The following is a 21,739-nucleotide window of genomic DNA, read 5'->3' as shown; positions in this document are numbered from 1 at the left end:
TGCGCTCAATGGGCGGTCCAGCCGCCATCCACCATCAGCGCGCTGCCGGAGACCAGCGCCGAGGCCGCAGAGGCAAGAAAGACCAGCGGGCCCATGATGTCTTCCACCTGCCCCAGACGGCCCAGCGGGATCTTGGCCAGCACCTCATCACGAAATCCTGGACGCTCGAAGAAGGGACGCGTCATGGGGGTCTCGACAAAGGTGGGACAGAGGGTATTGGCACGAATCCCCACCGGCCCGAGCTCCACCGCCATGGCTTTGGTCATGCCCTCCATCGCCGCCTTGGAGGCGCAATAGAGGGTCCGGTTGGCCGCGCCCACATGCCCCATCTGCGACGACATATTGATGATCGAGCCGCCGGCCGGCATCCGCCGGGCCACCGTCTGAGCCAGAAAGTAGGCAGCGCGGACGTTGAGGTTCATGACGCTGTCGTAGTCGTCGACGCTGATCTCGTCGAGCGGCTTGGGACGATTGGTACCGGCATTGTTGACCAGGATGTCGAACGCCTGGGTCGCCAGGGCACGCTGTACGGCGTCGAGGTCGGTGACGTCCAGCGCCAGGCAGTCGACCCGATGACCGGCGTCGGACAGTGCCGCGCGCACCCGCTCGAGCTCATCGGCCTGGCGGGCCACCAGGGTCACCGCGGCCCCCGCCTGGGCCAGGGCACAGGCGCAGGCCAGCCCAAGCCCCTTGCTGGCCCCGGTGACCAGGGCCCGCTTGCCTTCCAGACGAAAACTCGGTGTCGATGGCAGAGAAAGCTCGCTCACGGTGCCACCTGTCCGGCGTAGGGAACCTCTTGATGACCGTAGCGCCGGACTCGCTCGTTGGCCTGCTCGCCGTGTCCGGCAAAGCCCTCCAGGGCGCACAACCGTGAACAGTAGCTACCGATGCGTGCCGATGCCTCGTCGCTGACCACGCGCTGGTAGGTGCAGGTCTTCAAGAACTTGCCCACCCACAGGCCGCCGGTATAGCGCGCCGCCTTCTTGGTCGGCAGGGTGTGATTGGTGCCGATGACCTTGTCGCCATAGGCCACGTTGGTCCGCGGCCCCAGGAACAGCGCCCCGTAGTTGGTCATGTTGTCGAGGTACCAGTCGGCGTTCTCGGTCATCACCTGGACGTGCTCGTAGGCCATGTCATTGGCCACCTCGAGCATCTCCTCATGGCTGTCGCAGACGATGATCTCGCCGTAGCTGTCCCAGGCCTGACGGGCGATGTCGGCGGTCGGCAGTTTCTCGAGCAGCGTCGCGATTGCCGCTTCGGTGTCGCGAGCCAGAGTCTCGGAGTTGGTCAGCAGCGCCGCCGGCGAGGTCGGGCCATGCTCGGCCTGACCCAGCAGATCGGTGGCGCACAACAGTCCGTCGACGCTGTCGTCGGCGATGACCAGGGTTTCGGTGGGACCGGCGAACAGATCGATGCCGACCCGGCCGAACAGTTGGCGCTTGGCCTCGGCCACGAAGGCGTTGCCCGGCCCGACCAGCATGTCGACGGGATCGATGGTCTCCGTGCCGATCGCCATGGCCCCCACCGCCTGGACCCCGCCCAGTACCAGGATCTCGTCGGCGCCGGCCAGGTGCATGGCGGCAACGATGGCGGGATGCGGCTTGCCCTTGTGAGGCGGCGCCGCCGCTACCACTCGCTTGACCCCGGCGACCTTGGCGGTCAGCACACTCATGTGGGCAGACGCCACCATCGGATAGGCGCCGCCCGGCACATAGCAGCCGACGGCGTTGAGCGGCAGATGCTTGTGACCCAGGATCACGCCGGGGCTGTTCTCGACCTCGACCGGCTGCATCGAGGCCAGCTGGGCCTCAGCAAAGTTCCTGACCTGGGCCTGGGCGAACCGGATGTCCTCGAGCGCCTGGGGAGAGACCTCGGCCATGGCAGCCTGGATGTCGTCATCGCTCAGGCGAAAGCTTGTCGGCGACCAGTTGTCGAAGCGCTCGGACAACTCGCGCACGGCCGCGTCGCCGTTGGCTTCGATCGATGCCAGGGTGGTTTCCACCACCTCCCTCACCTTGCGATCGGCTTCGGCGCGGGCTTCCTGGCTGGTGGCGTTCTTCAGATGTCGAATCATGGGGGCTCCGGTCAAGGCGTGTTGTGGATTGTTGTGGGTTACTGTCGGGTGTGACGCGATACGCGGATCGAGATCGCCGATAAAGGGCGGCCAGGGGCAGAGTTGCTCGACCAGCGCGATCACTTGCATGTCATTTGATGCTTCTTAGACTGACCCTTTTTGCATACGAATGCAAACCAGGCTACCCCCGACTTTGGTGGAATGTGACGGCGTGGCATACAGCAGCCAAACCCATAGCCGAACGCACCCCGCGGAGGGTGTGATCGCTACGCTGACAGCACCGCCAGACATCCCATGGTGATGAAGAAGAAGACAATCAACAGCCACGCCGGCGAGTCCACCTTCCCGGGCAGCAGCGACCAGCCGCCCTCCGTGATCGGCCACCCTTCCCGGGCAAACAGCGCCCGCTGGCCTTTCACGGTGTAGGGGGAATATTCTGACTGGCGACCGTCGAGCAGGCGGCTGGCCCCCAGCGACACCACCACATTGAAAAAGGCGCCGATGGCGCAGTACCAGGGCCAGCTGATGTCGGTCCAGACGGCGACCGCCCACACCGCGACGAAGCCGGCAGCAACGCCAACCAGTAGCCCGCGTTCGGTGGTGTCCCGCGAGAAGAAGCCAAGCGCGTACATGCTGAGCTTGGCGCCGACGAAGAAGGACCCCGCCTTGGTCAGAAGCTCCAGCACCGAACCCTGATTGCCGGCGAAGGCGATGGCCGGACCGACGATCAGCACCGCCCACAGCACAGTGAACCAGCGCGATGCCTTGAGGTAGTGCTCGCCGCTGGCACCAGGACGCAGATACTTCTCGTAGAAGTCCACCGTGGTGACCGTGGCCAGGGAGTTGAGGGCGGAGTCGAGACTCGACATCGACGCCGCCACCACCGCCGCAGCGACGATGCCAAGCAGCCCCGGCATGCCGTACTCGGCGGCGAACTCAAGCACGATGGTATTACTGTTGTCGAACTCGCGACCGCCGTAGTAGCTGTAGAACAGCACCCCCATCATCAGAAACATGAAGTAGATAAAGAAGGCCCCGAACCCCATCAGCATGAACGACTTCTTGGCATCGCCAATATTTCTGGCCGCCAGCGCCCGCTGCACGACCATCTGGTTCGTGCCGTAGACGGTGGTGTGATAGAGCGTCATGGCGATCACCCCGGACCACACGGTGGCGGTGACCTTGGTGTCCAGCGACCAGTCGAGGATATTGAGCTTGTCCTGGTCGCGCAGCGCATCAAACGTCAGCGACAGCGATTCGGGCATCCTGTCGATCAAGGCAAACAGGATGATGATGGCGCCGACCAGCAGGATCAGCGCCTGCAGCACGTCGGTCCAGATGACCGCGGTGATCCCCCCCATCATGGTGTAGACCAGAGCGATGAGGGAGATGGCGATGATGGCGTGCACCACGTCAAAGCCGGTCATGTAGCTCAGCACCAGCGCGGTGGCGTAGAGCACCGCGGCCGAGGACAGCGTCTGGGTCATCATGAAGATGATCGACATGACCGCCCTGGCCTTCTTGCCGAAGCGACGCTCCTGGTACTCGTAGATGGAGACCACGCCACTGTTGTAGAAGAACGGCAGGAAGAAGGTGATGACCAGAAACACCACGAGGGGATAGTTGATCTGGATCATCATCACCCCCAGACCGCTCTGGTACGACCAGGCCGGCCCGCCCAGAAAGGACATGGCGCTGACATAGGTGGCCATCACCGAGAGCCCGATGGCCCACCAGGGAGTGGTCTTCTGGCCGACATAATAGTCTTCGGCGGTGTGGATCTTCTTGCTCAGCATGGACCCCATCACCAGGTTGACGACCAGGTACAGGATCACGATGGACCAGTTCAGCGCTCCCAGATTTTCCATGGCGGTTACCGTCGTTGTTGTTGTGCTTGTTGTTGTGCTTGTTGCAGTGCTTGTCGTTGCCGGCAGCGTCGGGACAGTGATCGATCAGCCGCCGGTACCTACGTCTGAGGCTGGCACTATTTGCATACGCATGCAATGCGTCAAAGACAGCATCTTCTAGAGATATCTCTGAGCTGCAGTGCAACAGAAACGCAGGCAAGCCAGGGCTCACCATGATCAATGGCCGGCTACTCAGAGAACGGCAGTTTGGGGAAAGCCAATTCGGGGAAAGGGAACTCGGAGGAAGACAGCAAAATGAATATCGCTAAACGACAGCACAACCTGCAGGGGCTAGCGGTAAGCTCCCTATAGGCCTCGCGCGGCGATCAGGACAGAACGCAGCGACGCATCTCACACCACGGGGCTAGCCAGGTTCCTGCGCAAGGACTGGCATCGCAATCAGGCCGAGTCGGGCCGCCGGGCGGTCTCGCGCAGTACTGGAATAACCGGCAGTACACGGCTCTCGGCTCCTCCGCCCTCATGAATCTGACGCATAAGCAGCGAGGTCGCCACCTCGATCATCTGATCGATGGGCTGGCGAACGGTGGTCAGCGAATAGCTTGGCCAGGCAGAAACAGGGGTATCGTCAAAGCCGATCACCGACACGTCCTCCGGGACCCGCTTACCGAGTTCATGGCGCAAGGTCTCGAGCACCGCCACCGCCATATGGTCGCTGGCGGCAAAGATGGCGTCGGGCACGACGGTTTCAGCGAACAATCGACGGGTCTGCTGGCGTGCCATCTCGAAGTCGTAGTCGCCATGGACAACCGCGTGGGGCTTGAGCCCGTGGGCCGCCAGCCCATCGCTAAAGCCTTCGAAGCGACGCCGGCTGGTCGACGAACGCTCGACACCGGCGACAAAGGCGATATTCCGGTGCCCACCCATGGCCAGATAGCTGCCAGCCCAGTAACCACCGTGGTAGTTGTCGCTGTAGACCTGGCCAATTCCTTCGATATCGACGCCGCGGTTGAGCAGCACCAGCGGCACGCCGGCGTTCACGCACTCTCTGGCCAGGCTCGAGGTCAACAGCGCCGACAGCATAAGGATCCCGTCCACCTGGCTCTGCAGGATACGGTCCATGACTCCCGGGAAATCGTCGCTTTCCGGAACCACGAACAACAGCAGATGGTAGCCCTCATCCTGGAACCGTTGAGACGCCATCTGCACCGCCATTGGGTAGAACATGTTGTCCAGCGAGGACAGCACCAGGGCGATCGTCCGTGTCGATCGCATGATCAGCGAGCGCGCCACCGTATTGGGCCGATAGCCCAGCTCCTGTGCCGCGCGCAATACCTTTTCCCGAGTCTTCTCGGAAATACTTGCATTGGGGGAGAAACACCGGCTTACGGCGGACTGAGAGACCCCCGCCAGCCTTGCCACTTCCTTCGAGGTTACCGCCGGCCTTTGTTTCATCGTTGACGACTCAATCATTTCTGCATACGTACTCAGACTAACAGCATCGAGACCTCAAGGCGCGTCTCAATGCTCCCCCAGCGCCGCCAGAAAGGCTTCCAGCACCCGATGGGGGCGGCGGTCACGGCGGGTGATGGCGACGAACGGCGTCTCGTAGGCGGCGCTTTCGGAACACAGCTCGCGCAGTCGTCCCTGCGCGACCCAGAGATTGGCGTGGTGATCCGGCAGATAGCCGATGTAGGCCCCGGTCAGGATAAGAAAGGCCGCGCCTTCCCGGTCGGACGCGGTGGCGCTGGGCTTGAGCCCGACATGGCGCTCACGGCCGGCTTCCGACAGCGGATAGGACGGTACCACGGCGTCCCACTGCCCCAGCGCCTGCCATCCGCCCAGCGCCTCCAGCGCCGTCGATGGCTCGGCAAACAGCGGATGCCCCCGGCCACAGTAAAGCCCGGAGCGTTCGCTGTAGAGCGCCTGGCTATCGACGCTGGCGGGCAGGTTGACCGCCGGAACGACACCGACATGCAGGCGTCCGTCGAGCACCCCCCGGGCGATCTCGCCGGGAGGGTCCATGTGCATGTTGATGCGCACCTCTGGGCCCTGAGCCTTGAGGCTTGCCAGGGCATGGGTGATACGCATCTCGGGTGAGCTGACCAGGGTATCGGTGATGCCGATATTGAGTTCGCCGCGCAGGCTGTGGTGCAGCGCATTGACCTCGGTGCGAAAGGCTTCCAGTCCCGACAGCAGACGACGGGCGCCTTCCAGCACCTCACGGCCTTCCTCGGTCAGGGCGAAGCCGCCCCGCCCCCGCCGACAAAGCTTGAGCCCCAGGCGCTTTTCCAGGTCGCCCATATGCAGGCTGATGGCCGAACGACTGATGCCAAGCTCGTTCTCGGCGGCGGAAAATCCACCACACTCGGCCACCGCCTTGAACACCCGCAATAGACGAATATCGAAGTCGGTGACCGGGCTCTGCCGGCTCACGCGCTTGCTCCGCCGGACCGCCCCCGGTCTGCGCAGGCAGGACAGCGTGGATCGCGCCCCAGCCGATAGTGACGCCACTCGCCACTCAGGCCGTCGAAGGTGGCAAGCCCCCGGTGGGGCCTGCCGGCCCCGGACAACAGCTTGACCGCCTCCAGCGCCTGGAAGCAGCCGATCAGCCCCACCAGCGGCGAGATGACGCCACTCTCGGCGCAGGACAGGGCCTCGTCGCCCTGATCATCCGGCGGATACAGGCAGGCGTAGCAGGGACTCGTCTCGTCACGCGGGTCGAACACCGCCAACTGCCCGGAAAAGCGGATCGCAGCGCCGGAGACCAACGGCACCCCGGCGGCGACGCTGGCCGCATTGATGGCGTAGCGGCTGGAAAAGCGATCGGTGCAGTCGAGGATGACGTCCGCCTCCCGCGCCGCCTGGACCAGCCCCTCGGCGTCCAGATGGCGCTCGATGGCGCTGACCCGGCAGCCTGCATTGAGGGCGATGGCAGAGTCGGCGGCCGACTGGGCCTTGTTGCGTCCCAGGTCCTGCTCCTGGTGGGCGATCTGGCGCTGCAGGTTGGATATCTCGACCACATCGGCGTCGGCGATGGTCAGCTGTCCGACTCCGGCGGCGGCCAGGTACAGCGCCACCGGCGAGCCCAGGCCACCGGCACCGACGATCAGTGCGCGCGACGCCAGCAGGCGCCCCTGGCCTTCGATGTCCACCTGGGGAAGCATGATCTGGCGGCTGTAGCGCAGCAGGTCCTGGTCATTCATGAAAACTCACTTGTCCTCGAACTCTTCGATATCCGGCACGTGCAGGGCAAAATCTTCCTTCACTTCTTCCATCACCACGTAGCTCTTGGATTCCTTGACCCCGGGCAGGGTCAGCACCACGTCGCCAAGCAGCTGACGATAGGCGGACATCTCGGGAATTCTGCACTTGAGAATATAGTCGAACTGCCCGGACACCAGGTGGCACTCCTGGATCTGCGGCAGCTTCGACACGGCACGACGGAACTCATCGAACACCGCCGGGGACTGGGTCTCCAGGCTGATCTCGACGAACACCAGCAGATTGGCCTTGAGCATGCGCGGGTTGAGGATCGCCTTGTAGCCACGGATCACCCCGGAGCGCTCGAGGCGCTTGACGCGCTCCAGACACGGCGTGGTGGACAACCCCACCTGGGCGGCGAGGTCCACGTAGGACACCCGGGCGTTTTCCTGCAGGCAACGCAGAATCTTCAGATCGATACGGTCGAGGGAGCGGTTCTTGGTTTTCATTGTGGTCCTGAACGCTGGTCTGACGGCGAGGGGCACGCAAGGAAAGAATCGACCAAAAAGGCCTGGTCGCAAAGCATTTCACGACAATCTCTCGCGCCCAATCGCTTGGTGGCAAAACATTTTACTGATAATCAGTATCACATGCCCCCAACAGACTCCAGTCCCTGCTTCAACGTTGCATGCCCCACTGCCCCAGCGTCACCCGAGGGTGGCCCCCCAGGTCATGCACGCTGTCGCAGCGAACATAGCCCAGCGCTTCAAGATGCTCTCGCACCCGCTCGGCCTGCTCGTAGCCGTGTTCCATCAACAGCCAGCCGCCCGGCTGGAGGAAGCTCCGGGCGCGCTCGGCGATGGCAAACAGATCGGCCAGGCCATGGTCGGCGGCCACCAGCGCCGAGCTTGGCTCGAAGCGCACATCGCCCTGCCCCAGGTGAGGATCCTGCGGGTCGATATAGGGCGGGTTGGCCACAATCAGATCGAAGCGCTCGTCATCGAGCGCATCGAACCAGTCGCTCTGGCGAAATCGAACCGCCAGACCATGTCGCTCGGCGTTGCGCCGCGCCAGTGCCACCGCCTCAGGGGACAGATCGACGCCCTCGACCCGCCAGCCGGGGCGCTCGCTGGCAAACGCCAGGGCGATGGCACCGGTGCCGGTGCCCAGGTCGAGCAAGGCGCCGGTGTGGGCGTCGCTCCTGGCATCGGGCTTGGCATCGCTCTTGGTATCGGCCCGGGCCAGCGCGGCCTCCACCAGGGTCTCGGTATCGGGCCGGGGAATCAGGGTGCTGGGCGAGGTCGCCAGGGCCAGCCCCCAGAATTCGCGCTCACCGGTCAGGTAGGCCACCGGCATGCCCTGGGCACGCGCCGCCACCCAGGCCTCGAAGCGGGCCCGGGCCAGCGTCGCCATGGGCTTGTCGCCCCAGGTGTAGAGCCAGGTGCGGTCGACCTTCATCGCCGCCATGGCCAGCACCTCCGCGTCGAGTCGCGGCGTCGGGCTGCCGGCGGCCTCGAGGCGGCGGGTCGCCCGGGCGATCAGCACATCACAGCGCATCAGCCGTCCTGTTGCAGAGCGGCGAGCTGCTCCGCCTGATACTCGTGGATCAGTGGGTCGATGACCTCGTCGAGGCCGTCGCCGGTGACCACTTCGTTGAGCTTGTACAGGGTCAGGTTGATGCGGTGATCGGTGACTCGCCCCTGGGGGAAGTTGTAGGTACGAATGCGCTCGCTGCGATCGCCGGAGCCCACCAGCGAGCGACGGGCGTCGGCCTGCTCCTGGCGCTGACTGTCCTGGGCCGACTGCTTGAGCCGCGCCGCCAGCAGCGACATCGCCTTGGCCCGGTTCTTGTGCTGACTGCGCTCCTCCTGACACTCCACCACCACACCGCTGGGCAGGTGGGTGATGCGGATCGCCGAGTCGGTGGTGTTGACGTGCTGACCGCCGGCGCCACTGGAGCGAAAGGTGTCCACCCGCAGGTCGGCTGGATTGATGTCGATATCGCTGACCTCATCGGCCTCGGGCATCACCGCCACGGTGCAGGCCGAGGTATGGATACGGCCCTGGGATTCGGTGGCGGGAACCCGCTGAACGCGATGGGCACCGGACTCGAACTTGAGCCGGGCGTAGACGCCCTCGCCCTTCACCCGCGAGATGATTTCCTTGTAACCGCCCTGCTCGCCGTGGCTGGCACTGACCACCTCGACCTTCCAGCCCTGGTTCTCGGCGTAGCGCGAGTACATGCGAAACAGGTCGCCGGCGAACAGCGCCGCTTCGTCACCGCCGGTTCCCGCGCGCACCTCGAGAAAGACGTTACGCCCATCATCGGGATCCTTGGGCACCAGCAGACGCTTGAGTTCGGCCTCCAGCTCCTCGAGCTTGGCCACGCCCTCCTCGCGCTCCATCTGGGCGAGCTCGCGCATGTCGGCGTCGGCGTCCTCGGCCATCTGCTCTGCGGTGGCCACGTCTTCCTCGACGCCACGATAGCGGCGCCAGGCGTCGACCAGCGACTCGAGCTCGGCGTATTCGCGGGAGTAGTCGCGAAAACGTGGCTGATCGCTGATCACGTCGGGCTCCGACAACAGGGCAGAGAGTTCCTCGAAGCGGTCGACGAAGGCATCGAGGCGCTCACGCAGAGAAGCTTTCATCGGCAAATCCTTGAAATCATGTAAGAAGGCGCATTGCGGTCAAGCCAGGCCCGGCTAGTTCCGGGACTCGGGCTCGCCCAGCAGCAGTTCGACGGCAGCCTCGAGCAGGTCCTGGCGCTCATCGGCGGCGGCACCCCGCAGGGCCAGGGTGGGCTGATGCATCAGGCGGTTGGTCAACTGGTGGGCCAGGCGACGCACCACGGCCTCGGGATCCTCACCCTTGGCCAGGCGCTCCAGCGCCTGGGTCTGGGCCTCGTCACGCAGCCGTTCACCCTTGGCACGCACGTCGCGGATCACCTCGCCGGCCCCGCGCACCCGGCGTTCCTTGTGCCAGTGGGCCACGCCGTGCTCGATCAGCGCCTCGGCCTGGTCCGCCGCCACCTGGCGGTGACGTCGGTTTTCCTCGATGACCTCGTGCAGGTCATCGACGGTATAAAGGAAGATGTCGCTGAGCTCGCCGACCTCTGGCTCGATGTCGCGCGGCACGGCGATATCGACCATGAACACCGGACGGTGGCGGCGACGCTTGAGCGCCCGCTCGACCATGCCCTTGCCAAGAATCGGCAAGGGCGCCGCGGTGGACGAAATGACGATGTCGGCCTTTTCCAGGGCGACGGGGATCTCGTCGAGGCTGATGGCCTGGCCGCCCAGGCTGCCGGCCAGGGCACTGGCCCGCTCGCGGGTGCGGTTGGCCACCGTCAACTGGTGCACCCCGGCTTCATGCAGGTGGCGCGCCACCAGCTCGATGGTCTCGCCGGCACCGATCAACAGCGCCCTGGCGCGCGAGAAATCGTCGAAGATTCGACTGGCCAGACTGACCGCCGCGTAGGCCACCGAGACAGGGTTCTCGCCGATGGCGGTCTCGGTGCGCACCTGCTTGGCCACCGCGAAGGTATGCTGGAAGAGCCGCTCCAGCTCCCCGCCGAGCCCGCTGGCGTCCCTGGCCGCCTGGTAGGCATCCTTGAGCTGGCCCAGGATCTGGGGTTCGCCCAGCACCATGGAATCGAGCCCCACGGCGACGCGCATCAGATGGCGCGCGGCGTCGCCTTCCAGATAGTGGTAGGCGCAGTGCAAGAGGTCCTCGCGGGGCAATGCATGAAACCGGCTCAACCAGTCGAGCACCTCGCTCTCCCCACTCGACTCGGTCACGCAATAAAGCTCGGTGCGATTGCAGGTCGACAGCACCGCAGCCTCATGCACACTCGGCAGCGCGCGCAGCTCGGAGAGCGCCCGGGTGAGTTGCGAGGGGCCAAAGGCCACCTTTTCGCGCACCTCGACGGCCGCGGTTCGATGGTTGATGCCAAGGGCAAGCAGGGTCATGCGTTCGACGTCTTCATCAGATGATGTCCGGAGCGGCCAACCAGGCCGCTCCTGCAAGGCGCATATCCTACCATAGGCAGCTCTGACCTCGCTCCCCCGGGCATTGACCTTTGCCAAGACTCTCCAAGCCGTTATGCTGAGAATTCTCATGGAGAAGATGACGCCTCAATGCCCCCGAACGCGCGCCACGGAAAGCTGACCTGCACTCTGGCCACCCTGTCACTGACGGCGTGGCTCGCCGGCTGTCAGAGCTTTTCCTACAGCCCAGGCAGCGCGTCACAGGCTGACCCCATGGCCGGTGCTCCACCGATCACCCGTGGACTCGATGCCGACGGCCTGTCGACGCTGCTGATTGCCGAAATGGCCGGTCAGCGGGGCGACTATCGACGCGCCACCGAAGGCTACCTCAAGGCAGCCGAGCGCTATCACTCCGCCGCCCTGGTCGAACGCGCCACCCTGGCTTCACGCTTCACCGATGACACCGCCCTGATCGAACGCGCCGCGCGCCGCTGGCAGGAGCTGGCGCCCGAGGCGCCGGTGGCCGCCCAGATCCTGGGCAACCTCGCCGGTGGACGCGGCAACTGGGACGAAGCCCTGAAACAGCGGCTGATCGCGGCCGATGACGACACCGACATCACTCGCTTCGTCGATACCGCCCTGTCCAGCGGCGGCGATCCGGTGGCGCTCGCCGCCACCCTCGAACAGGCGCTCGACGAGCCCACACTCCCCGAGTCGAGGAAAGACGACCTGCGCCTGGCGCTGGCCCTGACCGACTCGGCCCAGGGGGATCATGAGGGCGCCCAGCGACGAATTGCCGCACTGGGAAACAACAGTCGCGATAATCCCCAGCGGATTCTCGCCGAATCACGCATCGCCCTGGACGCCGGCAAGTACCACCAGGCCCGCCTGGCGGCCAAACGCGGCCTCAACCTCTCTCCCGGCGACCCCCGCTTTCTGTTGTTGATGGCGCGGGCCGACATTCGCCTGGGCAACCTGGTGTCGGCCGAGAGCAGCAGCGACACCCTGCTCGAGACCCGTGGCGACAACCCCCTCTTGCGGGTCGGCCTGGCCCAGCTCTATCTGGAAGAAGGCCACCACGACCCGGCGCGCCGGCTGCTGCTGCCGCTGGTCGATGATCCCCAGGCACCCAGCGCCCTCTATCTATTGCTTGGCAGCATCGCCGAGCAGGAAGACGAGGTCGACAACGCCCTGCTCTACTATCGCCGGGTACCGCCGGGCCCTGACTTCCTGCTGTCGCGACAGCGCGCGGCCAGCATGCTGATCGAGGCCGACCGGCTGCTGGACGCCCGGGCCTTTCTACGGGTCGAGCGGCTGCGTCACGACGATGCCTATACCGGCCTGGTCATCACCGAAGTGCAACTGCTCGACCAGCAAGGTCTCGAGCCCGAGGCCGAGGCGCTGCTCAACCGCGAGCTGGCGCGCAGCCCCGAGGATGGCGACCTGCGCTACTTCCGCGCCATGCGTGCCTGGAGCGAAGGCGACCTGGACACCTCCGAACAGGATCTGCGCACCCTGGTCGAACAGCAGCCGGACAACGCCGTGGCGCTCAATGCCCTCGGCTACACCCTGGCCGATGCCGGCGATCCGGATGACCTCGACGAGGCCAGGCGACTGATCCAGCGGGCCTACGAACTCTCGCCGGACAACCCCGCCATCCTCGACAGCCTGGGCTGGGTCGCCTACCGTGAGGGCAAACCGGAGGTTGCGCTACCCTGGATCGAGCGCGCCTGGCGCGAGATCGCCGACCAGGAGGTCGCCGCCCACCTGATCGAGGTGCTGTGGGACCTGGGCCAGAAGCAGCGCGCACGCGAGCTGTTGCAAGAAGCCCAGCAACGCTTCCCCGAACGCCCGCTGATCGTCGATCTCCTCGATCGGCGCCCCGAAATCAGGCCTGAGCCAACGGCAACAGCGCCTTGACTGCCCCGACACCACGACCACTACCCGCAAGGACCCCGCGATGATGTCTTGTTTTCGCCTGACCGCCGCCGCCCTGGGGCTCGGCCTGCTGGCCGGCTGTGCCACCTCCCAGAGCGTCACCGAGCCGCGCCAGGAGCGCCAGGCCGGTGACTGGGAAGCCCAGACCGAACAGGTGGAAGCCTTCACCTCCTGGAACCTGACCGGAAAGGTGGGCCTGCGCACTCCCCAGGAATCCACCAGCGCCAACCTCGACTGGCGCCAGACCCCCTACCACTATCGCCTGCTGGTCACCGGCCCCATGGGCGCCGGCCGCAGTACCCTGGAAGGACGCGACGGTCGCGTCTCGCTGACCACCAGCGAGGGTCGCTTCGAGGCCGACAGCCCGGAAGCCCTGATGGAACAGCGCCTGGGCTGGTCGCTGCCGGTCTCGAGCCTCACCGACTGGGTGCGCGGCCTGCCCGCCGACGACAGTGACTTCGAGATGACCGACGACGAACTCGGCTTCCCCGCTTCACTTGAACAGGACGGCTGGGAGATCGACTACCGCGGCTGGAAGGATGTGAACGGCACCTGGCTACCCAACCGGCTGGTGATGACCTATGACGACCTGCGCGCCACCCTGGTGGTGAACCAGTGGCAGCCACTGGAACAATAGTCGCACCGGTTCCCGCCCCGGATGGCGGGAGCCTGTCTCCCGGGTAAAATGAAGCACCATCGCCCTCTGCCTCCTGTCGACGTGCTCCTTGCAGCAAGCTCCCTATAGAGAGAAGCAACGAGAGCCGTCATCGATCCCGGTCGCCGATGGCAGGCGCCACCCCCAGCCACCGATCGCCATCACTTCGGTCAGCCGATCCCTGGACAGCACCCTTTATAGACTCCCCCATGCCCGACACCTCTTTCTCTTCCGATGCCAGCATGCAGCCGACCCTGACGCTGCCGGCGCCGGCCAAGCTCAATCGCATGCTGCATATCGTCGGCCGTCGCGACGACGGCTACCACGAGCTGCAGACGCTGTTCCAGTTCCTCGACCACGGTGACGATATCCACCTGCGCCTGCGCCAGGACGGTGAGATAACCCTGACAGACCGTCTCGAGGGCGTACCCCGCGAGGCCAACCTGCTATGGCGGGCCGCCGACCTGCTCAAGCGCGAGACCGGCTGCGCGCTCGGTGCCGATCTTGGCGTCACCAAGCGTCTGCCCATGGGGGGTGGCCTGGGTGGTGGCAGCAGCGACGCCGCCAGCGTGCTGGTCGGGCTGAATCATCTGTGGGGCCTGGGACTGACGACCCGGCGTCTGGCCGAACTCGGCCTGACGCTGGGCGCCGATGTGCCGGTATTCGTCCACGGCCAGGCCGCCTGGGCGGAAGGCGTCGGCGAACGCCTTGTTCCGGTGGCACTCGACACCCCCTGGTTCGTGGTCGTGCACCCGGGTGTGGCGGTCTCCACCCCCGCCGTGTTCACTGCGCCGGAATTGACACGGGACACCCCCGCCATTACCATGGCGCGCGCACTCAAGGGGGGAGCGTCAAGCTGGCGCAACGATTGCGAGGACACCGTCAGGCAAGCCTATGCTGAGGTGGCTCGTGCCCTGGACTGGCTCAACGCCCGGGCGCCGTCAATGTTGACGGGTACCGGCGCGTGCGTTTTTGCCCGTCTGGAGTCGGAGGCCGAGGCCGTCCAGTTGCTGGACGAGGTTCGATGCCAACAGCCGACCTGGCACGCCTTCAAGGCCCTGGGCCTGAATCGATCGCCTCTCCTCGACGCCCTGCCCGCGTGAGGCAGGACGTATGCTGGGGTATAGCCAAGCGGTAAGGCAGCGGTTTTTGGTATCGCCATGCGGAGGTTCGAATCCTCCTACCCCAGCCAACTTCCTTCTGAGTCCTGGACTCACTCCCCCAGGCTCACACTGAAGACCCAACACAGCAAAGGTGGCTGCGCGTGTCAAAATTGATGGTTTTCGCCGGGAATGCCAACCCCGAACTCGCCCGTAAGGTCGCCGAGAGCCTGGACAGCCGACTGGGTAATGCCACGGTCGGCCAGTTCAGCGATGGCGAGGTCGCGGTCGAGATCAACGAGAACGTGCGCGGCAAGGATGTCTTTATCCTGCAGTCCACCTGTGCACCGACCAACGACAACCTGATGGAACTGATCCTGATGGTTGACGCCCTGCGCCGGGCCTCGGCCACCCGTATCACTGCGGTGGTGCCCTACTTCGGCTACGCCCGCCAGGATCGCCGCGTGCGCTCCGCCCGGGTGCCGATCTCGGCCAAGATCGTGGCCGACATGATGGTCAAGGCCGGCGTCGACCGGGTCATGACCATGGACCTGCACGCCGACCAGATCCAGGGCTTCTTCGACGTGCCCGTGGACAACGTCTACGGCTCGCCGATCCTGCTCGACGACATCGAGCGTCAGAACTACGACGACCTGGTCGTGGTCTCCCCCGATGTCGGCGGCGTGGTCCGTGCCCGTGCCATCGCCAAGCAGCTCAACGCTGACCTGGCGATCATCGACAAGCGTCGCCCCCAGGCCAACCAGGCCCAGGTGATGCACATCATCGGTGATATCCAGGACCGCACCTGCGTGGTGGTGGACGACATGATCGATACCGCCGGCACCCTGTGCAAGGCGGGCGAAGCGCTCAAGGAACACGGCGCCAAGCGCGTGGTCGCCTACGCCACCCACCCGATCCTGTCGGGCCCTGCGGTGGACAACATCTCCGAGTCGGTGCTGGACGAAGTGGTGGTGGCCGACACCATCCCCCTGTCCGACACCGCGCGTCGCAGCGGACGTATCCGCCAGCTCAGCGTGGCCGGCCTGATCGCCGAAGCGATCCGCCGCGTCAGCAACGAGGAATCCGTCAGCGCGATGTTCCACTAAGCGACATATCGCGCGGGAAACGCGCCCCGACAACCGGGGCATCTGGAACCACCGAGGTCTGGTCGCGGGCTCGGTGGCTTCCTTACTTTAGCCAAGAGGCAATTTCATGTCTGACTACAAACTTACCGCCAATGTTCGTAACGACCTGGGGAAAGGTGCGAGCCGCCGCCTGCGTCGTGCGAACCAGCAAGTCCCCGCCATCATCTACGGTGGTGAAAAGACGCCGCAGCCGATCGCCGTCGACAAGACTGCGTTCTACAAGGCGCTGGAAGACGAAGCCTTCTTCTCTTCCGTCATCAACCTTGAGGTTGACGGCAAGTCCCAGCAGGTCGTGGTGCGTGACCTTCAGCGCCACCCGTACAAGCCGCTGGTGACCCACGCCGACTTCCTGCGCGTCGATGCGACTCACGAGATCACCATGCGCGTTCCGCTGCACGTGGTCGGTCAGGACGAGTCCAAGGCCATCAAGGAGCAGGACGGTGAACTGCACCAGTTGGCCAACGAAGTCGAGATCAGCTGCCTGCCGAAGGACCTGCCCGACTACCTCGAGGTCAACATCGCTGACCTCGAGATCGGCAGCACCCTGCACCTGTCCGACCTCAAGGTTCCGGCTGGCGTGACCATCGTCGAGCTGAGCCACGGTGAAGAGCACGACCAGGCCATCGTCAACGTGACCAAGGCCAAGGTCATGCAGTCCGAGGAAGAAATCGCCGAGGAAGAAGCCGCCGCCGCCGAGGCCAGCGAAGAAGCTGCCGAGGAAGCGAAGGACGACGCCAAGGACGAAGGCGAAGAAGGCGACAAGGAGTAATCCTTTTCTGCCGGATTCAGGGGCCACTGCGGTGGCCCTTTTCGTTTCCGAGGGCTTTGCCCATGGCCTCGTCGCCAAGGCCCTGAGCAAAGCGCTTGCCCCGCACCGCTGACCGGAGAGACCACCATGACAAGGATCAAGGCGCTGATTGGCCTTGCCAACCCTGGCACCCAGTACGAGGCGACGCGTCACAACGCCGGCGCCTGGCTGGTGGAGGAAGTCGCGCGTCAGTCCAGCGCCGAGCTGCGCCCGGAGAAGAAGTTTCTCGGCCTCTACGCCAAGGCCTTTGTCGAAGGCAGCGATCTGCACCTGCTGGTGCCGACCACCTACATGAACCGCTCCGGTGCCTCGGTGGCGGCGCTGGCCAACTTCTTCAAGCTGGCCCCCGACGAGATGCTCATCGCCCACGACGAGCTCGACCTGCCCCCCGGCAGCGCGCGCTACAAGCAGGGCGGCGGCCACGGCGGCCATAATGGCCTGCGCGACATCATCAGCGCCCTGGGCAACGACAAGTCCTTCCATCGTGCGCGCATCGGCATCGGTCATCCCGGCAGCGCCAAGCTGGTCACCAACTACGTGCTGGGCCGTCCCGGCAAGACCGAGCGCGAGGCCATCGACGGCGCCCTGATCGAGTGCCTGGCGACATTGCCCCAGGCGCTATCCGGCGACTGGGCCAAGGCCATGAACCGCCTGCACAGCCACTCTGCCTGACCCGGCGGGCGCCAACCAGGACAGCAGGTGGTTGCACCGCCCGGGCTGTCCCCGCCTGGCCCGACGTCATACACTGTGCGCCGACTTCTTTCACTTCACGCCTTCAGGAACCACCCATGGGATTCAACTGCGGCATCGTTGGTCTGCCCAACGTCGGCAAGTCCACCCTCTTCAACGCCCTGACCAAGTCCGGCATCGATGCAGAGAACTTCCCGTTCTGCACCATCGAGCCCAATGTCGGCATCGTCCCCATGCCGGACCCGCGCCTCGACAAGCTCGCCGAGATCGTCAAGCCGGAGAAGGTGGTGCCCACCACCATGGAATTCGTCGATATCGCCGGCCTGGTCGCCGGAGCCTCCAAGGGTGAAGGTCTCGGCAACCAGTTCCTCGCCAATATCCGCGAGACCCAGGCCATCGCCCACGTGGTGCGCTGCTTCGACAACGACAACGTCATCCACGTGGCCAACCAGGTCGACCCGGCGGCGGATATCGAGACCATCAACCTGGAGTTGGCCCTGGCTGACCTCGACACCGTGGAGAAGGCCATCCAGCGCCTGGTTCGCGTGGTCAAGGGCGGCGACAAGGACGCCATTGCCACCAAGGCGGTGCTCGACAAGATCCAGCCGCACCTGGCCGAAGGCCAGCCGCTGCGCAGCTTCGATCTGAGCGATGACGAGAAGAAGCAGATCAAGAGCTTCGGTTTCCTGACCCTGAAGCCGACCATGTACATCGCCAACGTCAACGAGGACGGCTTCGACAACAACCCCTACCTCGACGTGGTCAAGGGCATCGCCGAGGCCGAGGGCGCCGTGGTGGTTCCCGTGTGCAACCAGCTGGAAGCCGAGATCGCCGAACTCGATGACGAGGAACGCGAGATGTTCCTGGCCGAGATGGGCATGGAAGAGCCCGGCCTCGACCGGGTGATCCGCGCCGGCTACGCCCTGCTAGGTCTGCAGACCTACTTCACCGCAGGGGTCAAGGAAGTGCGTGCCTGGACCGTCAAGGTCGGCGCCACCGCCCCGGAAGGCGCCGGTGTCATCCACACCGACTTCCAGAAGGGCTTCATCCGCGCCGAAGTGGTGGCCTATGACGACTTCGTCAGCCTGAACGGCGAGCAGGGTGCCAAGGACGCCGGCAAGTGGCGCCTGGAAGGCAAGGACTACGTGCTCAAGGACGGCGACGTGGTGCACTTCCGCTTCAACGTCTGACGCTCACCGCAGCGTCCGACGTAACATCACGTTTCCTGTGTCAACACCGAGGCATGCCTCGGTGTTGTCGTTTACATGCCAGTCACATGCAGCAACTCTATCGCAAAGAGGTTATATTCGAGAGATGTCATCAAGCGCAGGAACAAGAGCGTGACACTCTCGAACGATTCTCCACCACTCAAGGCAACGGCGCCTGAGCTATGGATAGCGGATGGGCCCGTCATCAGAGGCAAGCTGCTGCCCTATCCGACACGCATGGTGGTGGTACGCCTGAGCGGCGACCGGCTGTGGGTCCACAGCCCCGTCCCGCTGACCGAGCCACTGCGTGACGCCCTCGACGAGTTGGGCCAGGTACACTTCCTGATCGCTCCCAACCATTGTCACCACCTGTTCATGCGCGAATGGCAGATGGCCTACCCGATGGCTCGCAGTTTCGGCACCCGGGAAGTCATCGCCAAGCGCGGTGACCTGGTGTTCGAAAGCACCCTGGATGGCACGCCCAACCGCTACTGGGGTGACGATATCGACCAGTGCCTGTTCACCGGCTCATCGCGCATGCAGGAAGCGGTGTTCCTGCATCGTTCCAGCCGCAGCCTGATCGTGGCCGATCTTATCGGCAATCTACCCCCTGCTTCCCTGACGCCCTTGCAGCGTCGACTGGCCAGGCTCTCGGGCATCCTGGCGCCGGATGGCAGGATGCCGCTGGAGTGGCGACTGAGCTTCCTCGGCCGACGCTACCTGGCGAGCGAGCATCTGCGCACCCTGCTCTCCTGGCGGCCCGCTCGGATCATCATGGCCCACGGCGAGATCATCGAGCATGACGCCAGTGACTTTCTCGCCCGCGCTTTTCGCTGGTTGAAGGAGTAAGGGCCAAGCATGGCGCTGTTTGCATACAGTGCATAATGTTTGTATAACATTGAGGCAGGTTCTGAACGCAAAGGATCTGCGCTCATGCTTGGTTCACCTCGGCTACTGCTGATCGGTTATCTGTTGGCAGTAGGCCTGCTCGGCATATTTTGGCTACCGACATCCCCGCAACAGCTCTGGTGGTGGCTACCGCTGGCGGCGCTGGGGGTGGTCGGCGTGCTGGACCTGCGCTCCAGCCACAACGTGCTGCGCAACTACCCCATCGTCGGCCATCTGCGCTACATGATGGAATTTCTGCGTCCGGAACTGCGCCAGTACTTCTTCGAATCGGAGACCAGCGGCCGGCCGTTCAATCGCGAACAGCGCCAGATCATCGGCGCCCGGGCCGAGGGACGCAGCGACACCGCCCCCTTCGGCACCCGCCAGGACGTGCTGCGCCAGGGGCGTCGCCAGATTGCCCACGCCATGATCCCCACTCGCGTCGACCCGCAGCAAGCCTGGGTGACGATCGGTGGCCCCCAGTGCCACCGCCGCTACCGCTCTTCACGGCTCAACATTTCGGCCATGAGCTTTGGCGCCCTGTCCGGACGGGCCATCACCGCCCTCAACTTGGGGGCCAGGCGCGGCGGCTTTGCCCAGGACACCGGCGAGGGTGCCATCAGTCCTTATCACCAACGGCACGGCGGTGACCTGATCTGGCAGATCGCCAGCGGCTACTTTGGCTGCCGCGACCAGGCCGGGCGCTTCAACCCGGAAGCGTTCAGCGCCAAGGCCCGCGAGGATCAGGTCAAGATGATCGAGATCAAGCTGTCCCAGGGCGCCAAGCCGGGGCACGGCGGCATGCTCCCCGGCTCCAAGGTCGACCAGGAGATCGCCGAGACACGCCAGGTCCCGGTGGGGGAAGACTGCTATTCACCGGCGGCCCACCCGGAATTTTCCACCCCGCTGGAACTGATGCAGTTCATCCAGCGCCTGCGCGATCTGAGCGGCGGCAAGCCGGTGGGCATCAAGCTGTGCCTCGGCCACACCCGGGACATGCTGGCGATGTGCAAGGCCATGCTGGCAAGCGGCATCCAGCCGGACTTCATCACCGTGGACGGTGCCGAGGGCGGCACCGGCGCGGGACCGGCGGAGTACGCCGACCATGTGGGCCGCTATATCGATGAGGCGCTGCCGATCGTCGACGCCTGCCTCAAGGGGATCGGCAAGCGCGACGAAATCAGCGTGATCGCCAGCGGCAAGGTGGCACTTGCCATCGACATGGTCGAGAAGTTCGCGCTGGGCGCCGACGTCTGCAACGCCGCGCGCCCGTTCATGTTTACCCTGGGCTGCATCCAGGCCCAGCGTTGCCACACCAACACCTGCCCCACCGGGGTGGCGACCCAGGATCCGGCCCGCAGTCGCTCCATCGATGTCGACAGCAAGGCCGACAACGTCCAGCGCTTCCATCGGGCCACCCTGGACGCCTGCCTCGACATGATCGGCACCATGGGCCTGGCAGGCCCAGGCGAGCTGCGCCCTGAGCACCTGCTCGAGGGCCCGGCCACCGCCACCCGGGTATGGCAAGTCGACAGCCTGGAGGTCGGCGCCTTGCTCGACCACCAGAAAGCGCAACAACTCCCCGCCTGCTGGCGAGACGACTGGCATGAAGCCAGTCCCCACCACTTCTTGCGTGGACCGGGAGGCTCGCACCAGGAAAGCCACCACAGGACGGCCCCCGGCCCCCATCGAGACGGCGGCGAAGGAGACCGCCATCATCCGCCAAAGGAGGTGCAACGATGATCGTACGTAGTCACAAGGATGCGGAGAAGTCAGCCGTAGAGGACGACAAGTGGATCAGCCGGCGCTACACCCTGCGCAAGGACGGCATGGGGCATTCGGTCCACGAGACCTACATCAAGCCCGGCCAGGAACTCCACATGTGGTACAAGAACCACACCGAGACGGTCCTGTGCATCGAAGGCGAGGGCCAGATCGAGGACCTGACCGAGGGCGGCAAGTGGGATCTCAAGCCCGGTGTGCTCTACGCCCTCGACAAGCACCAGCAGCATATCCTGTCGAGCGAAAAGGGCATGACCGTGATCTGTACCTTCTCGCCGGCCCTGGTCGGTCCCGAGACCCACGATGAACAGGGCTCCTATCCCCTGCTCGACGACGACGGCAGCGTGCTCAAGCGCTGAGCCACGCCCCGACACCGGGGCGGCACCAAGCACAGGA

The 21,739-nt window shown here is 64.9% G+C and carries 20 protein-coding genes and 1 tRNA gene; 11 read left to right on the top strand and 10 right to left on the bottom strand.

All coding sequences use genetic code 11. From position 1 onward, the window contains the following. Positions 1-5: 5 nt before the first annotated feature. From KUW00_RS17635 to hemA, 10 genes are all read right to left on the bottom strand, one after another. Positions 6-767, bottom strand: a complete 762-nt coding sequence (locus tag KUW00_RS17635; RefSeq protein WP_222569720.1) for an SDR family NAD(P)-dependent oxidoreductase — start codon at positions 765-767, stop codon at positions 6-8. Beyond that, positions 764-2,074: a histidinol dehydrogenase gene (gene hisD / locus KUW00_RS17630; protein WP_222569850.1), complete on the bottom strand. Its 1,311-nt coding sequence runs from the start codon at positions 2,072-2,074 to the stop codon at positions 764-766. Before hisD ends, KUW00_RS17635 begins: the two co-directional genes overlap by 4 nt. Before the next feature lie 266 nt (positions 2,075-2,340). Then, entirely contained in the window at positions 2,341-3,942 is a 1,602-nt protein-coding gene (locus tag KUW00_RS17625; protein WP_222569719.1) for a sodium:solute symporter family transporter, read from the bottom strand. 438 nt (positions 3,943-4,380) lie between these two features. Next, positions 4,381-5,394 carry a LacI family DNA-binding transcriptional regulator gene (locus KUW00_RS17620; protein WP_222569718.1) on the bottom strand — a complete coding sequence of 338 codons (1,014 nt, stop codon included), beginning with the start codon at positions 5,392-5,394 and terminating at the stop codon, positions 4,381-4,383. A gap of 66 nt (positions 5,395-5,460) precedes the next feature. Next, positions 5,461-6,375 (bottom strand): LysR family transcriptional regulator, encoded by a 915-nt coding sequence (locus KUW00_RS17615; protein ID WP_222516634.1) that lies wholly within the window; start codon positions 6,373-6,375, stop codon positions 5,461-5,463. Next, the gene (locus tag KUW00_RS17610) at positions 6,372-7,145 is read right to left on the bottom strand and encodes a HesA/MoeB/ThiF family protein (RefSeq protein WP_222569717.1); all 774 of its coding nucleotides are present in this window, start codon (positions 7,143-7,145) and stop codon (positions 6,372-6,374) included. The genes KUW00_RS17615 and KUW00_RS17610 overlap by 4 nt, the downstream gene beginning before the upstream one ends. 6 nt (positions 7,146-7,151) lie before the next feature. Next, the gene (locus KUW00_RS17605) at positions 7,152-7,652 is read right to left on the bottom strand and encodes an Lrp/AsnC ligand binding domain-containing protein (protein ID WP_045995158.1); all 501 of its coding nucleotides are present in this window, start codon (positions 7,650-7,652) and stop codon (positions 7,152-7,154) included. 169 nt (positions 7,653-7,821) lie between these two features. Then, positions 7,822-8,700: a peptide chain release factor N(5)-glutamine methyltransferase gene (gene prmC, locus KUW00_RS17600; RefSeq protein ID WP_222569716.1), complete on the bottom strand. Its 879-nt coding sequence runs from the start codon at positions 8,698-8,700 to the stop codon at positions 7,822-7,824. Next, positions 8,700-9,791 carry a peptide chain release factor 1 gene (gene prfA, locus KUW00_RS17595; protein ID WP_222569715.1) on the bottom strand — a complete coding sequence of 364 codons (1,092 nt, stop codon included), beginning with the start codon at positions 9,789-9,791 and terminating at the stop codon, positions 8,700-8,702. Before prfA ends, prmC begins: the two co-directional genes overlap by 1 nt. Positions 9,792-9,845: 54 nt before the next feature. Beyond that, positions 9,846-11,111, bottom strand: coding sequence for a glutamyl-tRNA reductase (hemA, locus tag KUW00_RS17590; RefSeq protein WP_045995161.1), 1,266 nt, complete (start codon positions 11,109-11,111; stop codon positions 9,846-9,848). Between the two features lie 168 nt (positions 11,112-11,279). On the opposite strand from hemA, the gene KUW00_RS17585 reads away from it, so the two are divergent. The 11 genes from KUW00_RS17585 (at position 11,280) to KUW00_RS17535 (ending at position 21,702) form a co-directional block, all read left to right on the top strand. Next, positions 11,280-13,049, top strand: a complete 1,770-nt coding sequence (locus KUW00_RS17585) for a tetratricopeptide repeat protein (protein ID WP_261392250.1) — start codon at positions 11,280-11,282, stop codon at positions 13,047-13,049. A gap of 40 nt (positions 13,050-13,089) precedes the next feature. Beyond that, the gene (gene lolB / locus KUW00_RS17580) at positions 13,090-13,704 is read left to right on the top strand and encodes a lipoprotein insertase outer membrane protein LolB (RefSeq protein ID WP_108132915.1); all 615 of its coding nucleotides are present in this window, start codon (positions 13,090-13,092) and stop codon (positions 13,702-13,704) included. Positions 13,705-13,931: 227 nt separating this feature from the next. Then, a complete protein-coding gene (ispE, locus tag KUW00_RS17575) occupies positions 13,932-14,825 on the top strand; it encodes a 4-(cytidine 5'-diphospho)-2-C-methyl-D-erythritol kinase (RefSeq protein WP_261392249.1) in 894 nt (297 codons plus the stop codon). Positions 14,826-14,839: 14 nt separating this feature from the next. Beyond that, positions 14,840-14,914 (top strand) — tRNA-Gln (locus KUW00_RS17570). A 72-nt stretch (positions 14,915-14,986) separates the two neighbouring features. Further along, complete coding sequence (locus KUW00_RS17565) at positions 14,987-15,928, top strand: ribose-phosphate pyrophosphokinase (RefSeq protein WP_181248623.1); 942 nt, start codon at positions 14,987-14,989, stop codon at positions 15,926-15,928. 106 nt (positions 15,929-16,034) lie between these two features. Further along, on the top strand, positions 16,035-16,736 hold the full coding sequence (locus tag KUW00_RS17560; RefSeq protein WP_222569714.1) for a 50S ribosomal protein L25/general stress protein Ctc: 702 nt from the start codon (positions 16,035-16,037) through the stop codon (positions 16,734-16,736). 126 nt (positions 16,737-16,862) lie between these two features. Then, a complete protein-coding gene (gene pth, locus KUW00_RS17555) occupies positions 16,863-17,447 on the top strand; it encodes an aminoacyl-tRNA hydrolase (protein WP_108132918.1) in 585 nt (194 codons plus the stop codon). Between the two features lie 116 nt (positions 17,448-17,563). After that, complete coding sequence (gene ychF, locus KUW00_RS17550) at positions 17,564-18,655, top strand: redox-regulated ATPase YchF (protein WP_045995168.1); 1,092 nt, start codon at positions 17,564-17,566, stop codon at positions 18,653-18,655. Positions 18,656-18,805: 150 nt separating this feature from the next. Then, a complete protein-coding gene (locus KUW00_RS17545; protein ID WP_222569713.1) occupies positions 18,806-19,522 on the top strand; it encodes a DUF4336 domain-containing protein in 717 nt (238 codons plus the stop codon). Positions 19,523-19,606: 84 nt separating this feature from the next. Continuing rightward, positions 19,607-21,304, top strand: a complete 1,698-nt coding sequence (locus tag KUW00_RS17540; protein ID WP_222569712.1) for an FMN-binding glutamate synthase family protein — start codon at positions 19,607-19,609, stop codon at positions 21,302-21,304. Further along, entirely contained in the window at positions 21,301-21,702 is a 402-nt protein-coding gene (locus KUW00_RS17535) for an ectoine synthase (RefSeq protein WP_045995170.1), read from the top strand. Before KUW00_RS17540 ends, KUW00_RS17535 begins: the two co-directional genes overlap by 4 nt. The last annotated feature ends 37 nt before the right edge of the window (positions 21,703-21,739 follow it).

It is taken from the genome of Halomonas sp. DP5N14-9, from assembly GCF_019802175.1.
GTDB classification, from domain to species: domain Bacteria; phylum Pseudomonadota; class Gammaproteobacteria; order Pseudomonadales; family Halomonadaceae; genus Halomonas; species Halomonas litopenaei.
This window is presented reverse-complemented; position numbering and strand designations above follow the sequence as displayed.

Bases quoted from the DNA above. Each gene is read 5' to 3' on its own strand.
- hisD (WP_222569850.1), bottom strand. From the start codon at position 2,074: ATGATTCGACATCTGAAGAACGCCACCAGCCAGGAAGCCCGCGCCGAA.
- KUW00_RS17540 (WP_222569712.1), top strand. From the start codon at position 19,607: ATGCTTGGTTCACCTCGGCTACTGCTGATCGGTTATCTGTTGGCAGTA.
- KUW00_RS17625 (WP_222569719.1), bottom strand. From the start codon at position 3,942: ATGGAAAATCTGGGAGCGCTGAACTGGTCCATCGTGATCCTGTACCTG.
- KUW00_RS17610 (WP_222569717.1), bottom strand. From the start codon at position 7,145: ATGAATGACCAGGACCTGCTGCGCTACAGCCGCCAGATCATGCTTCCC.
- KUW00_RS17585 (WP_261392250.1), top strand. From the start codon at position 11,280: ATGCCCCCGAACGCGCGCCACGGAAAGCTGACCTGCACTCTGGCCACC.
- ychF (WP_045995168.1), top strand. From the start codon at position 17,564: ATGGGATTCAACTGCGGCATCGTTGGTCTGCCCAACGTCGGCAAGTCC.
- prfA (WP_222569715.1), bottom strand. From the start codon at position 9,791: ATGAAAGCTTCTCTGCGTGAGCGCCTCGATGCCTTCGTCGACCGCTTC.
- lolB (WP_108132915.1), top strand. From the start codon at position 13,090: ATGATGTCTTGTTTTCGCCTGACCGCCGCCGCCCTGGGGCTCGGCCTG.
- KUW00_RS17605 (WP_045995158.1), bottom strand. From the start codon at position 7,652: ATGAAAACCAAGAACCGCTCCCTCGACCGTATCGATCTGAAGATTCTG.
- pth (WP_108132918.1), top strand. From the start codon at position 16,863: ATGACAAGGATCAAGGCGCTGATTGGCCTTGCCAACCCTGGCACCCAG.
- KUW00_RS17535 (WP_045995170.1), top strand. From the start codon at position 21,301: ATGATCGTACGTAGTCACAAGGATGCGGAGAAGTCAGCCGTAGAGGAC.
- prmC (WP_222569716.1), bottom strand. From the start codon at position 8,700: ATGCGCTGTGATGTGCTGATCGCCCGGGCGACCCGCCGCCTCGAGGCC.
- KUW00_RS17560 (WP_222569714.1), top strand. From the start codon at position 16,035: ATGTCTGACTACAAACTTACCGCCAATGTTCGTAACGACCTGGGGAAA.
- KUW00_RS17620 (WP_222569718.1), bottom strand. From the start codon at position 5,394: ATGAAACAAAGGCCGGCGGTAACCTCGAAGGAAGTGGCAAGGCTGGCG.
- ispE (WP_261392249.1), top strand. From the start codon at position 13,932: ATGCCCGACACCTCTTTCTCTTCCGATGCCAGCATGCAGCCGACCCTG.
- hemA (WP_045995161.1), bottom strand. From the start codon at position 11,111: ATGACCCTGCTTGCCCTTGGCATCAACCATCGAACCGCGGCCGTCGAG.